Raw genomic sequence first — 15,154 nt, 5'->3', positions numbered from 1 at the left:
GGGCGTTGATATTCGGCGTAAATGGCCGAGGACATGCGGATGAGTGTGTTCTTGCGAACAAACATAGGGGGCCTCGCCTTCCCGCCAAACAGGGTATCTCAAAAAGAGTAGGGCTGTCAGGTAAGTGACTTTTTTTTCTGCGACGCAGGAGGGAACCCTCATTCACTTTTTAGCGAGTGCGCCGGATTTGCCAAGGCAGCCTTGATGCTCTGATAACCCACGGTCAGAAACGCCACCGCCACCGCTACTGCACCCGCCCCGGCGAACATCCACCAGCTCAGCTCGATGCGAAAAGCATAGCCATCCAGCCATTGGCGCAAAGCGTACAGCGCCACGGGCGCAGCCAGCAGGAAGCCCACAAGTACCAGCGTCAAAAACTCACGGCTCAACAGCCGAACCACAGAGGCGGTGGAAGCGCCAAGCACCTTGCGTATGCCGATTTCTTTGTTGCGCCGCCAAGCCATGAAAGCGGCCAGCCCGAACAAGCCAAGACAGGAAATCAGCACCGCGATGCCAGTGGCCACCCTGACGAAACGCGCCAAACTGAGGTCGGCCTCGTAAATATCGGCGAGGGTCTCGTCGTAAAACTTTGCCTCAAAAGCCTCTCCGGGATAAACGCCCTGCCATGCGGTCTCGATTTTTTGCAGGGCGGGCTGCCAGTCTGCCGGGCGCTTGCTGGCAAGGCGCACGTTGAGCGTGCTCCACTCGGCGGGGTTATGGAGCAAGGCGGTTGGATATATTTTTTCTGAAAAGCCCATTGTGTGGTAGTCCGTCACCACGCCCACGACCTGCCAATTGGTCGGCGCTTCGCCGGGGCCGTTGTCTTCGCTCAGCACTTTCCCTATGGCCGCCTCTGGGCTGCCCAGCCCATAAGCCTTGACCGCCGTCTCGTTGATGACATAAGCCCTTGCCGAATCGCCGGGCATCAATTTCCGCCCGGCCAGCAAGGGCAGGCGGTAGAGCTCCATCAGGTTTTCGTCGGCGAGTTTGCGGTACACGTTCACCTCGATTTTTTCCCCCTTTTCGTCTGTAAGGGTGTGGTTGTTGCTGGTGTAACTGCTGCTCAACAAGGGGTCGCCGAGCGCGACTTCTTGAATTTCAGGCATTTTTTGGAGCAACTCAGCCAGCACTGGCAGTTTGTTTTTCAAGGCAGGGTTTCTGTATGCGTTGATAGGCTGCTCCATGGTCAGCACCGCTTCCTTATCAAAACCCAAATCGGAGTGGCGCATAAAGTCGAGCTGCAGCCCGACCACCAAAGCCCCGATGATGAACACTTGTGCGACGAAAAACTGAAAAATGATAAGCCCCCGCCGCAAGTGTGTCCCGCGAGCGCCGCGGTTGAGCGATTGGCCGGAAAACTGACCGCGCAAAAGCGATACCGCCTGAAAACGGGATGCCAACCAGCCCGGATACAAGCCTGCCAAGAGGCTCACGCCAGTCACCAGACAAAACAGAAACAGCCCCGTTTTTTGCCAACTGGCAAAGCGCAGCACGTCCTCAGGCAAGTCGTCTTTAAAATAGCCAAACGCCCAGTGGGTGAGCAAAGCGGCCAACACGACTGCCAACAGACAAGTGACGGCGGTTTCCAGCAGAAAAGCGCTCACGATGCCCGCGCTGCGCCCGCCCAGTGTCTTGCGGACACCAATCTCGCGGGCACGCATGGGTATCTGGGCCGTGCTGAGGTTGATGTAGTTGATGCAGGCCAACACCAAAAGGAATATGGCTACCGCACCCAATACACCCAATACTCGCGGGTCGGCGGCGCGGATATGGCTGGCGTATTCTGGAGAAAAATGCACCTTGGCCAGAGGCTGCAAAGCCAGCTGGCGCTTCATGTTCCAACGCTTGAGTTGGTCGCCCGTGTGGTGGTCGGCCAGTTCGTTGAGCGATTTTTCCACTGCTGAAGCATCGGCACCATCTTTCAGGACGAGCCAAGCCTGCTGGTTAGAATTCACGCTTCTCCAATTGTCTTCTTTGGGGACCGTGATGCTCAACAAATCCTCGGTGTGAAAAGTGGTGGGGAAGCCCAAGTCTTCGACCACACCGACCACCTCCACCCTGAGCGTGTCACTAAATGTCTCATACTGCACAGTCTTGCCCAACATCTCCTCGGGGCTGTGCCGAGGAAAATACTTCTCAGCCCGGCTGCGTGTCAGCACTACTTGGTCGGGCTTGCTGAGCGCAGTGGCAGCAGACCCCGCCAGCCAGCGGTGAGGCACCAGTTCAAAATATGTGGGCGTGGTCTTGCCCACCCTCCGCATATCGTTAAAACTTTTTTTTGCCCCTTCTGGCAAAATGGAAAGCGTGTACATATCCCGCACAGGCACCGCTTGCTCGATGCCCGCCAATTGCTCCGCAGCACGCCATACCGGCTCGGGACAGCCGGAATTGGTGTTGAAAACATCGTCGTTGTCTTCAAATTTTGATACCACGCGATAAATGCGCTCCCGGTTGGGAATGTCCCGGTCGTGGCTGTGTTCAAAGTCAACATACTGCCAAACGAGCCAAGCGGCGCTCAGGCCGATGGCAAGCCCGGCAATGTTCAAAAGAGTGTAGCCTCGGCTGCGCCACAGGGCGCGGAATGTGTGCTTGAGATAGATTCGGAGCATGGCGGTGTATGTGTTTTACATCTGTGATTGAACTATTCATTACGCAGCGATTTCACGGGGTTTGCCAATGCAGCCTTTATGCTTTGAAAACCCACCGTCAGGAATGCGATGGCTATGGCAGCCAAACCCGCCGCGACGAACATCCACCACTGAATATCAATACGATAGACGAAGTCTTGCAGCCACTTGTTCATCGCCCACCACGCGACAGGCGAAGCAATCAGAATGGCGACCAGCACGAGTTTCAAAAAATCTTTGGCCAAAAGACCCGTGATGCCGGCCACCGACGCACCCAATATTTTGCGGATGCCGATTTCTTTGGTGCGCTGCTCCGCCATAAAAGCCGCGAGCGCAAACAGACCGAGACAACCAATGAACAAAGCCAACCCCGTGAAAACGCCTAATACCGAACTTGTTTTCGCTTCCGAGCGGTAGAGCCGGGCAAAGGAAGCATCCAAAAAATCGTACTCAAACGGCGCTCCCGGCACCGCGGATTTCCAAAGCGCAGAGGTCTTTTCAATAGCCGATTTTTCGGTGCCGGGCTGCAAACGTACGGCCATGTAAGCCCCCCAAGTCCGGTAAGTTTTTGACGATTCGTGGAAAATCGCCGTTGGCTCGATGGTCATTTTCACCGAGGCAATGTGAAAATCGCGCATCACGCCTACGACCTGAAACCGCTGGTTTTCGTTGCCGGGGTAGCGCATCCATTTGCCGATAGGATTTTCCCAACCGATGGCTTTCACGGCGGCTTCGTTCAGGATTACCGAGGTTGAGTCAATGGTGGAGTTAGGCAAAAAATTTCGCCCGGCCAGTATTTCGATGCCCAGCGTCGGCACAAAATCGGCATCGGTCAGGAAAGAACTGACAGGCAGGTTTTGCACCACCGGGTGGCTTTGGTCGCCCTGTTCCGGCTCATAAAAATCGCCGAAACTGCCCAGCGATGGCAAGTAGGTCGAATGGGTGGCGCTGACGGCTTCGGGCATCTGCAACAGTTGCTGCCGAAACGCCTCGCGGGCCGCGGGCTCGGTCAGGTGCCGCACATTGGGGAGCACCAACACGTTCTCGCGCTGCAAACCCGGCGACTGTTTTTGAGCAAATTCCAATTGCCGATAGACGACGAACGAGATGAGCATCAGTGCGATAGAAACCGAAAACTGAAGCACGACCAATCCGCTGCGAACCCCCGCATGGCCCCCTTTGGCAGACGTGGGTGCTGTTTTGAAAATTTCCGCCGCTTTGAATGTTGACAAATAAAAAGCCGGGTAAAGCCCCCCGAACAGCCCGGTCAGAAGCGGTAAAACAGCCACAAAGCCAATGGTTTGGAGAGAATAAAGGTCGGAGAAACACAGGTTGAGTCCTGTCAATTGATTGAAAAAGGGCAACGCCGCACTCGCCAGTACTCCCGCCAGCAACATAGAGACAAGGCTAAAAAGCAGGGCCTCTGTCAAAAACTGAGCGGCCAAAGCGCCGCGTTGTGAGCCAAGCGCCTTCCGCACGCTGACCTCGCGAGCCCTTTTCATGGAGCGAGCCGTCGAAAGATTCATAAAATTGACACACGCCAGCAGCAGAATCAGGCCACCGACGATGCCGAATATCCGCACTTGCCGCCCGTCGCCGAGCGTGGTCAGCCGCGATATCAGGTTGCCGCTGTCGAGATGCAGGTTTTTTAAAGGTATTAACTTGATGTCGAGGCGGTCGCCCCGTTTGAGTTGCTCCTCGAAATTCTGGCCGATGCGTGCATACGCCGCAGGTGCGTAAGCACGCACCATCGCTGGAAATTTTGCTTCCAAACTGGCCAAACTTTCGGCATTTGGCGCTTGGCGAAGCCGCACCCAAGTGTCCACTTGCAACCAAATCCAGCTCCACGAAAACCGTTCTACTACATTAAAATCGGTCATCGGCAGTAAGAAATCAAACTGGACCGTAGAGGTAGAGGACAAGTTTTTGACAATGCCAGTGACCGTGAAAAGACGGTCGTTCACCAAAAGCGACTGACCGATGGCGGGGGTATCTCCAAAATATTTTTCCGCCATTTTTTCCGTCAGCACAAGGCTGCCGGGTTTGTCCAGCACCATTGATGCATCGCCTGCTGTCATCGGGAAGCCAAACAATTCCAAAAAGGCCGTGTCGACAGCCATTGCTGCTTCTTCGTTGAAAATCAACGGCGTATGATCCGAACCGTCGCGCCGAACGACCACGCTACCCAAGTGAAACGTGCGTGCCGTCATTTCAATTTCGGGGAAATCTGCGGCCAATCGCGGCCCGACGGGCGGCGGCGTGTTGGTGGTCAGACCTTCTTGGTCGCCCATTTTCAGGTCAAACGCGACTGCGCATATACGGTCGGCATGGGGCAAAAAAGAGTCAAAATTTTTTTCGTGAAAAACAAAAAGTCCGATGAGCCAACAAGCCGCCAACCCCACAGCGAGGCCGCTGATATTGATAAAAGAGAAGAATCCGTTGCGGCGCATATTGCGCAAGGCGATAAGGAAGTGGTTGTGAATCATGGACTTAATGCCGACTATCGGTCAGCGCTGTTATTTGTGAAAATGGGATGTCCGCCAATTGGCAGTTGGCGTTGTGTCACTCACTTCGCAATGACTTCACAGGATTCGCCAGTGCCGCCCGCACGCTCTGAAAACTCACCGTCAGAAACGCTACTGTTACTGCACCGGCCCCTGCCACTGCAAACATCCACCACTGGATGTCAATGCGATAAGCAAAGTCGGCCAACCATTTATCCATAAAATAATAGGCTACAGGCGAGGCGATGACAATGGATATCAGCACGAGTTTTAAAAAATCTTTCGTCAACAAACCGGTGATGCCAGCCACGCTCGCGCCGAGTACTTTTCGCACCCCGATTTCCTTCGTGCGCTGCGCGATAGTGAGCGTGGCAATACCGAACAAGCCAAGACAAGCAATCAAAATAGCCAGCCCCGTAGCCATACCGACGAGTTGACTCAGGCGGCTTTCGGCGCGGTATTGTTTGTCGATGTTGTCATCGAGAAAAGCGTAATTGAAGGCTTGGTCGGGCGCGATTTTTTGCCAAGCGAGGCGCAAGGTAGAAAGTGTGGCTGGGAGATTTCCGCCAGCGACTTTGACGGAAAGTTTGGGGTTGGGCGTGTCGTTAAAATTCCAGTCCGAGGCTGTGCGGATAATGCCAATGGGGTCGTAGGCAAGCACCAGCGGCTGCACCGCCGTGTGCAGGCTTTCAAAATTAAAATCCTTCGCCACGCCGATGACTTCAAACTCGCGGAATGGTTCCGGCATTTTTTGGCCGCTTTCCACGCCGAATTGTTTGGCGTAAGCCTCGTTCACGATGACGGCTTTTGTATCTGAAATATTTTCCCTTAAAAAATTGCGACCCGATGCCAATTCTACGCCGTGCATCGGCAGAAATTGGTCGTCCACGCCGTTGAACATGAAATTGCGGAATTTCTGACTCGCGGGTTCTGTGTAGCCGATGCTCATCCAGCCGGGTGTGCCGAAAGTATGCGCCGACATCGCCATGTTACCAAACCCGGGTTTGCCGCTCAATTCGTTGCTCAACAAATCCAGCGTTTTTTTGCCTTCCGCCCATTGGTCGGTCAGCCGTGCACCGGAGCGTTTGTAAGGCAGCACTACGATTTGCTCCTTGTCGTAGCCGAGGTTTTTGTTTTGCAAAAAATTCATTTGTCGCAGCATCACGAGTGTGCTGATAATAAGCAAAACGGAAAGCAAAAACTGGAAGCCGACCAGTCCGCGCAACACCGTGTGCCGATTGTCGCCTATTTTTGAAACCACTCCGCGCAGGGTCAAAGCGGGTTTGAAACCCGACAGCACCAACGCCGGGTAAATGCCCGAAATCAAACCCGTCGTGAGTGCCAAACCCGCCAGCAAGAATAGCGTTTGTGGAGAAAAATTTAATGCCAACTGCTTGTCCGCCAAATCATTGAAAAATGGCAACGCCGACCAAGCCAGCAACAGGCCAAGCACTACCGACACGCCTGCTGTGAACACCGCTTCGTTCCAGAATTGCGCCATGAGTTGTCCTCGCGTGGCGCCAGTCGCCTTGCGCACGCCGACTTCTTTTGCCCGCATCACCGACCGACCGACTGCCAGTGTAGTGAAATTGATGCAGGCCAAGCCGAGTATAAGCAGCGCGATACCCGCTAAAATATATGAATAACGCTTATCACTCACGGGCGCAATGCCGAGCGGGAAATCCCTGTTCAGGTGGATGTCGGTTAGGGGTTGGAAGCCGACGACGTACTCGCCGGGCTGGTAATCGGAAGCGACCTTGCCATCCACAAAGGGGGCGAGTTTGGCTTCGAGTTCCTTCACCTTGTTCGCCTCGTCAAGCAAGATGTAGGTCTCGACAATGACGTTTGTCCAACTCGTTCTCGCCTCTTCCGACATCTGCGATTTCCCCTTTTCAAAGGGCACGACGATGCCGTATTGGATGCTCGAATTACCCGGCGCTTTTTCTATGACACCCGTCACGGTGAAGTGCGTCCACTCGCCGTTAGTTTGCAGCGTGAGCGTTTGGCCGATGGGGAAAGGGTCACCAAAATATTTGAGGCCGATTTCTTCGGTGATGATTGCCGAGTGCATATCACTCAACACATTTTCTGCCTTGCCTCTCAACAGTTTAAAATCAAAGACTTTGAAAAAAGACGGCTCGGCAAAATGCACCTCTTCCAGTTCGGAAAAGTTGCCTTTTTTTGTCAGCGTGTTCACCGTGTAATAGCGGGCGACCTGCTGGATTTCGGGGAAATTGTCGCGCAATTCCTGCCCCAGCACCACTGGCGTGACGGTGTTGAAAAACACGTCGCCTTTGAAATGCTCTTTTGCCCAAGCGCGATAGACACGGTCGGATTTGCTGTGGAAACGGTCGAAAGTCCATTCGTCCCACACATAGAGCGACAGCAGAATGACGATGGCCGTGCCGATGGATAGGCCGGTGATGTTGATGAAGCCAGGGCCTTTGTGTTTAAGAAGGTTGCGGAGGGCGAGTTTCAAGTAATTTTGTATCATAGCCGTAACACCGACAGACTGTCGGCTCTACAACTCCCCACACCTCGTGCCGAAATGGTTATTGCCTGATTTTCAATTTTTTATGAGATAAAAAGACACTTCGGGTTGTTCGGTTTCGGACGGCGGAGTGTGCGGGAGCGGACGGGAAGGTTATTTATCTTTGAAAGTTTCACTTTCTCTTTGGACAAACCATCGACACAAATGACCAACAAATAAACCCAGCCCGGCGAGCTGCCCGCTTCGATAAAATGGTGGTCAACTCCATTTCCTGCTTGCGTTGCTACAATCGTCCCGCTCGAATTGTGCAGCGATAAACGACTCGTCCAAACTTTTCGGCATCTCGACCCAAAAACCATACGTCGCTGGAACGTAGTGAATTCGACGTGCGCACATGTTTTCACCGCGTGCCTCTCGCAGAGAAAAAACACCCGGCGCGGCGAACAAACATGCGGCCTCTTATAGGGTTTTCCGTATATAGTCGCAGATTTTGATATCAATCTGCTCATTTCTGCACAAATTTGGAGGGAATGGCTCTACGGCGCGTACATCGGGTGAGCTTTATATTCATCTATTCCGAGCGAAGACTTTTTACCGGGTTCGCCAGCGCCGCCTTCACACTCTGAAAACCCACTGTCAGAAACGCCACAGCGACCGCCGCTGCTCCGGCCACTGCGAAAATCCACCACTGAATATCAATACGATAGGCGAAGTCGGCCAGCCATTTGTTCATAAAAAAGAAAGCAACAGGTGAAGCGATAACAAGGGCAATCAGTATGAGTTTTAGGAAGTCGCCGCTGAGCAAAGTCACAATGGAACTTAAGGAGGCGCCGAGCACTTTTCGGATGCCGATTTCTTTGGTACGCTGCTCGGCGGTGAACGCCACGAGGCCGAACAAGCCCATACACGAAATCAGAATAGCGATGGCTGATGCCGCGCCGACGAGTTGTCCGGTTTTCCGCTCTTTTTCGTATATTTTAGCGATGCCGTCGTCTAGAAAAGTAAATTCAAACTTTTTATCAGGATAGACGGCTTCCCATTGCTGCCGGATGCTCGCTAAGGTTGCCGTCGCGTCGCTCAGTTGTTTGCCTTTCGTCGCCAGTTTGACGGCGATATTTTTCGATAATTGCGGCATATAGGCAATAAAAGTCGGTTGAATGGCAGCGTGCAGTGATTGTTCGTGAAAGTCGGCCACCACGCCTGCAACCGGGCATTTTTCGCCGTTAAAATCGAGTACAGCACCTACCGCGTCGGCAGCTTGCCGGAAACCAAGGGTTGTGGCGAAAGTTTGGTTGATGACAATTTCGCGGAGTGTATCGCCGCCGGGCATGAAATTGTGCCCCGCCAGCAAGCGCAATCCGTATATCGGGATAAAATTTTCGTCGCCGATTTTAGCGGACACGTCCAGTTCAAGGTTAGTGGAGCCACTGTTATATTTCATTTTAGTCAGCATAAAACCGTCACCCATGGGGGCAAACCACTGCATGGCGACGCGGTCAACGCCGGTCAGTTGCCGAATTTTTTCACCGAGCACTCGACTCTTATCATCGTGTGGCGTATTGATTAATACCACCGCATCGCTCGAAAAACCCAAGTCTTTATTCCGGATGAAGTTCAACTGGTATTCAACGACGATGGTGCCGATGATGAACATCAAGGAGAGAGCGAACTGAAACACAATCAACCCTTTGCGCAAATACCCTTTTTGATTGCCGCGCAGGGCATTCTGGCCTTTCAACGTCACTGCCGGACGATAAGACGACAAAACCCACGCCGGATAAAAGCCTGAAAGCAAAGCGGTAACGACGGTAACAGCAAGCAAGAATGACAGCGTCCGGGGACAGGCGAATGAAAATTCAATGCCCTCGGGGATAAATGCCCTGAATACTGACAACGTTAAAGGCATGGCGAAAACCGATACGCCTGCGGCCAAAGTCGTTAGCAGAAAAGTCTCTCCCATGAGTTGCCCCATCAAGGCACTGCGGCTGCCGCCCAACACTTTCCGCATTCCTATCTCCTGCATCCGCTGCGCAGACTGTGCCGTGCTTAAATTGATAAAATTAATGACCGCGATAAGCAGAATAAAGAGCGCGACGCCCATGAGACCGTAAAGCGTGGGCAAATGCGCTTTGCGCGAATAATTGTCCCTGTAGTCTTCGTTGAAATGCAGGTCGGATAAAGGCTGCAATTTCGGAACAAACAAAAAATCGCCTGTGCCGCGATCCGGCCCGAAATGATTTTGAGAAAATGCCGCAAGTTGCACTTCCACATGGGCAGCTGTTGTGCCGGGGGCGAGTTTTACGAAAGCTTGCGACGCCGACCAGACGTCGTTCCATTCGTCGAGGTTGATTTCCTTTTGGAGTGGACTGGCGCTTATTGTGCTGTAAGACAGGAAATCCGTAAAGGAAAAATCAGTGTTTCCCTCCCACTCCCGCACGATTCCGGTCACTGTCGCTTGTATAAAGTCCCGGTAAATAAGGGTTTTGCCCAGCATTTCTTGCACGGGAATCTCGCCAAAATAAAGCCGCGCTTTGCTTTCTGAAAGCACCACAGCGTTCGGTTCGTTCAACGCCGTTTGCGGATTCCCGGCCAGCCATTCGTACCGGAAAATGTCGAAATACTGAGGTTCTGCCACAATGACTTGCGCTTTGCCGCCAGACATGTCGCGGCGTTCAAAATGCTTCGGTTCGCCGGATTCGCCGGGTACGAGCACTTGCGTTTCAAGGTTGTGAAAGGCCGCTACCGTCTCTAAGCCGCTCACTTCTTCCCGAATAGCGTTCGGGACGGCGCGAGGGGCAAATCCCAAAGGCTTGAATTCATCCGATTTTCCAAATTTACCCTCCCCGACTAACCGATATATCCGCTTGTTGTCGGGGTGAAAAGTGTCGTAACTCAATTCAAAATTGGTGATGGTGTAAATAGCCAGGCAGGCCGTTATGCCCAAAGCAAGCCCAAGCAGATTGATCAGTGCGCCGGACTTGTGTTTATTCAGGCTTCTCAGCGCGATATGGAGATAATTTTGAAACATGCAGTATGAGTTGATGACTGAAGAGGCTGCCTCACAATGTTTTTTGACAGGGTCTACAAGATGACAGTTTTTTTATTGAAAATCAATCACCTAATTCATATCAATCTGTAAATCCTGTCAAACATTTAGCTCATGATACAAACTCGGTTTTTACGAAAAACAAAACAACGTTCCGGCTTGTCATCACTCGCTTCTAAGCGATTTAACAGGATTCGCCAGCGCCGCCCGCACGCTCTGAAAACTCACCGTCAAAAACGCGACGACCACGGCGATAATACCCGACAAGGCAAACAACCACCACTGAATGTCAATACGGTAGGCAAAATCCCGCAACCATTTGTCCATGGCCCAATAAGCGATTGGTATGGCGATGACAATGGCGAACACGACAAGTTTCAAAAAGTCTTTGGCCAACATGCTGACCACAGAAGCGACGGAGGCACCTAGGACTTTGCGGATGCCAATTTCCTTGGTGCGTTGCTCCGTGGTGAACGCTGCCAAGCCAAACAAGCCAAGACAAGACACTAAGATGGAGAGCAAGCCAAAAATGCCAGCGATAGTGCCGACGCGCTGTTCCGCTTCGTACATCCGGGCAAAAGCGTCATCCATAAAACGGTAACTGAACGGCTGGTCGGGCGAGAGGCTTTTCCAGTTCCTTTCCAATGCAGCGATGACCGATGCCGTCTCCGCGCCTTTGTAGCGGAAGCAAGCATGGCCGCGAGAGGCTCCCAATTGGAAGCACAGGGCACCGATATTGTCGCGTAGGCTCGACCAATGGAAATCTTTCACCACCCCGATAATGGTCAGAGCCATAAAATCTTCCGGTTTGGGAGCCTCCTGAAAATTGCGGTTGGGTACATAGATTTTTTGGCCAATTGGGTCAGCGAAGCCAAACTGCCGGGCAGCCGTCTCGTTCAGAATGACTCCCGTGCTATCTGTGACGCGAGCGGGATCGAACCCCCGGCCTTGCACAATTTCAATGCCCATGGTGGCAAGATAGTCGCCATCCACCCGCCAGTGTTGCATCGAAACGGCATCATTCTGGTCGAAGGATTGGCTTTTTGAAAATATCTGGTCGCTGCGGTTGCTCGGCACCGGCAGGAAGCCCGATACGGTGGCGCTTTCGATAGCCGGGTGCTGGAGCATTTCCTCTTTCAATCGGTAGATTTTGTCGCCAAGCGCATAGGCATCGTTGAGCACGATGACCTGACTTTTCTCAAAACCGAGTTTTTTGTTTTGAATAAAATTCAATTGATTGAAAACCAATATGGTGGCAATGATTAGCGCGACGGAAATGGTGAATTGAAACACCACGAGCACACTGCGAAAACGCCCCCCTTTGCCCAAGCCAGCCACTTGACCTTTCAACACCCGCAAGGAATCGAAGGCGGACAGGAAAAACGCGGGATAACTCCCCGCCATCAAACCCACGAGTCCTATGGTGCCGAGCAGCAAAAGCCAAAACAAGGGATGCCCCCACGGCATGCTCAGGTCGCGGCCCGTCAAGTCGCGATACCACGGCATGGCCACAGCTGCCAACAACACCGCCAAAGCCACCGAAAAGGCCGAAATGAGCGAAGACTCGCTCAAAAACTGACCGACAAGCGACGAACGCGTGCCCCCCAATACTTTGCGCATACCCACCTCCTTAGCGCGACCCGACGAACGGGCGGTGGCGAGATTCATAAAATTGATGCAGGCGATGAGCAGGATAAACGCTGCAATGGCGCTGAAAATCCACACATAACGAATGCTGCCGTTGGGCGCCAATTCTGCCTTGAGGTCGGAATGCAGGTGAATATCGGTCAGGTTTTGCAGGTAGTAGCGGGCATATTGGCCAGTCTTTTCCACCTCTTCTAAGGTGGTGCCGAGTAGGGCCCGCACTGTAACCCTCACCTTTTCGGTGACGAGTTTTTCAAACTTTTGATTGAACGCCGCAAGGTCAGTGCCCTTGCGGAGCAGCAGGTAAGTGTTGAAGTTATTGTTACTCGCCCAAAAAGGCGGGTCGTTTTTCAGCTCCTCGTTGCCATTCATGGATAGCAGCAAATCCGCTTTGAAATGCGTGTTGGCTGGAATGTCTTCATAGACGGCTGTCACTTGCCAACGCTCGTTGTTTTCGAACACGAGTGTTTGGCCCAAAGCTGCTTGCGGTGATGAAAAATACTTTTCCGCTCGGCTGCGCGAGATGGCGACCGTCTGAGGTTGGGCGAGACAATTGCGAGCGTCGCCCTCCAACACTTTTATGGGGAAAACCTCAAAAAAAGAACTATCCACCGTCAGCACGTGCTCTTCCTTTATATTTTGCTGAGCGGGTCCGTCGCGTTTCACCAAATACGAGCCGTAACTCCTGAATCGGCACCACGCTTCTATTTCGGGCAGTTCGGCTGCTGCTTCCGGTGCCACGACGGAGCCTACTGTCGCCAGTTGGTGATGGTGGCCGCCAAATTGAATATCGGCGCAAGGGCGGACGATTCGTTCCGAATATGGATTCCAACGGTCGTAGCTCAGCTCATGCGCCACATATAGCACGATGAGCAAGCAGGCGGCAATGCCGATGGCCAGTCCCGCGATATTGAGCGACGAATAGAGGGTGTGCTTGCGAAGGTTGCGGAGCGCGAGCTTGAGATAATTTTGAATCATGGTCACAAAAGCTTGATGTGCTATACCATGCTCCATACCTCATGCCGAAACAAGTCACTCCTGAAAATCAGTCTATTGTGGGGAAAAGTGCCGGAGCGGGATGTCCGATTTCGGACAAAATTGTGCGAGAACGGACGAGGCGACGATTTCAAAAATCAGAAAACCCAGCCCATTTGTTGCCGAATTGTTCCCAGAACGCCAACACCTTGCCTCGTGCGGGGTATTCAGAGTAAATCTCCCCTTTTCGGATGCATTGGAGCACATGAAGGGTGGGCTTGGAAACATCGTCGGGCAAGTTGTGGATAGGCAGCCACGCTACGTCTTTGAACTTTTTAGGCTCCAAAGACTCCGGCTCGCCGTGAAATCGCGCGGCCTTGAAATAGAGCACCAGTAGGGTCTCGTCTTTTTTCAGTTTGTGGCGGTGCAACACATGGACCAATGTCAGGTCTTCCGGCTCCACATGGATGCCTGCTTCTTCGGAGGCTTCGCGGGCGAGCGCCTCACGGGCGAACTCATGTTCTTCCACGTTGCCGCCAATGAGCGAGTAGCGCCCGCCATTTTTCTTGGTTTGCCTTAGGCAGAGTATCTTTCCGTTTTCCTCAATGATGAGCCGCACTGCGAAAATGAGCATGGCGAACGAGCGGATTAAGAATGAAGAATTTTTTGTCTGTCGGCGCAAGTTAGGCGCAAGTCAGGAAAGGTGATATAAAGTTTTCGTGAAAACACAAAAAGTAGCGGCCGGACGGCAAAGGACAGGACGCTACAACAAGAAGAATCAGCCCATCATTCTGCGTAAATTTCCAAAAGCGCCGCCTGCAAATCATCTTTTGAAAGATTTTTGGGTGTGAGTTCCTTGCGCAAGTTGGCACGCTGGACGCGCACCTCCGACTGGGTTTTGTTGTACAGGTCCACTTGTTCTTTGGTGCGCAGGATGCGGCGAATGCTCCCCAGCGTGCCTTTTTGCACGTTTTCCAATTTGCTTAGGTATTGGCTTCGATTGCTGGACTGAAGCGGGGCAATCTCTTCGAGGTTGCGAAGTTTGCGCTGCTGCACACCATACATTTCCTTGGCTTGGTCGGCGTTGAGGGTATATTTTGTCACCAGCTTGTCGGTGGCTTCGCGGGCCACGGCATCGTTGGCAGAAGCGGCACCGGCCGGGGGCTTGGCCATCACTTTTTGGGCGAAGGATGCAGTGGCAGTCAGGAGGAAAAGGGAGAATGCGAGTATCCGTTTCATAGTTTTTGAAAAATCAGATTTGAGAAAAGAGCTCCAAAAGTAGGGAATGTTTCGAGAAGGCGGGTGAAATGCTGGTACAATTAGGGGGGCAAATCAAAAGTGTCTTCCTCCGTGAACGTGTCTGGATTTACGAAAGAAACACCCCCCTACGTTTTGGCAGGTGGTTTAATTGTTTGCATCAGCGGAGCCAGAATTCTCCGATTGCGATGGGCCGCACTTCAAAGAATCTATAGTTGTTGCGGTAGAGGGCTTTGAGTATAGGGGAGGGATAAACTCAATGCAATTGAAGAAACACGGCTAGTGAAATAAGCTGAACATTGCGGATAGGTGCCAACGTAAGCAGGTCTTTGTCGCCAGTGACGATAAGGTCGGCTTTTGCAGATTCCGCGAGTTGAAGGATGTAGTTGTCATCTGGGTCACGGCAGATATTCGGCAGAGGAATATTTGGTTCGACAATTATGGCAACTACTTGATTCAAGGCATCCAAAATGCGATTAACCTTGTCAGCAGGTATGCCGAATTTTTCGGTCAGCACTCTTGTCAATTCATTGACAATGCGAATCAAGGGTTAGAAAATTGACTTCATTTTAAGCGACTTACGTTTACGAAACTTTTGAAAGTTTCGTAA

Annotated in this window: 8 protein-coding genes; all 8 read right to left on the bottom strand. The window is 52.4% G+C overall.

Annotated features, from left to right (window positions below):
- Positions 1-158: 158 nt before the first annotated feature.
- The 8 genes from KIS77_13185 to KIS77_13150 all read right to left on the bottom strand — a co-directional run bounded on the left by KIS77_13185 (position 159) and on the right by KIS77_13150 (position 15,091).
- Positions 159-2,609 (bottom strand): ABC transporter permease, encoded by a 2,451-nt coding sequence (locus KIS77_13185; protein MCW5923293.1) that lies wholly within the window; start codon positions 2,607-2,609, stop codon positions 159-161.
- A gap of 32 nt (positions 2,610-2,641) precedes the next feature.
- Complete coding sequence (locus KIS77_13180) at positions 2,642-5,113, bottom strand: ABC transporter permease (protein ID MCW5923292.1); 2,472 nt, start codon at positions 5,111-5,113, stop codon at positions 2,642-2,644.
- A 76-nt stretch (positions 5,114-5,189) separates the two neighbouring features.
- On the bottom strand, positions 5,190-7,610 hold the full coding sequence (locus tag KIS77_13175) for an ABC transporter permease (protein ID MCW5923291.1): 2,421 nt from the start codon (positions 7,608-7,610) through the stop codon (positions 5,190-5,192).
- A gap of 583 nt (positions 7,611-8,193) precedes the next feature.
- The gene (locus KIS77_13170) at positions 8,194-10,650 is read right to left on the bottom strand and encodes an ABC transporter permease (GenBank protein MCW5923290.1); all 2,457 of its coding nucleotides are present in this window, start codon (positions 10,648-10,650) and stop codon (positions 8,194-8,196) included.
- 183 nt (positions 10,651-10,833) lie between these two features.
- Positions 10,834-13,290 carry an ABC transporter permease gene (locus KIS77_13165; GenBank protein MCW5923289.1) on the bottom strand — a complete coding sequence of 819 codons (2,457 nt, stop codon included), beginning with the start codon at positions 13,288-13,290 and terminating at the stop codon, positions 10,834-10,836.
- Positions 13,291-13,438: 148 nt separating this feature from the next.
- The gene (locus KIS77_13160; protein ID MCW5923288.1) at positions 13,439-13,921 is read right to left on the bottom strand and encodes an NUDIX domain-containing protein; all 483 of its coding nucleotides are present in this window, start codon (positions 13,919-13,921) and stop codon (positions 13,439-13,441) included.
- Between the two features lie 152 nt (positions 13,922-14,073).
- Positions 14,074-14,526 carry a hypothetical protein gene (locus KIS77_13155; protein MCW5923287.1) on the bottom strand — a complete coding sequence of 151 codons (453 nt, stop codon included), beginning with the start codon at positions 14,524-14,526 and terminating at the stop codon, positions 14,074-14,076.
- Between the two features lie 274 nt (positions 14,527-14,800).
- Entirely contained in the window at positions 14,801-15,091 is a 291-nt protein-coding gene (locus KIS77_13150; protein MCW5923286.1) for a putative toxin-antitoxin system toxin component, PIN family, read from the bottom strand.
- Between the last annotated feature and the right edge of the window lie 63 nt (positions 15,092-15,154).

Source organism: Saprospiraceae bacterium, from assembly GCA_026129545.1.
GTDB lineage: Bacteria > Bacteroidota > Bacteroidia > Chitinophagales > Saprospiraceae > M3007.
The sequence above is the reverse complement of the archived record's forward strand: the minus strand, read 5'-3'. Positions and strand labels throughout refer to the sequence as shown.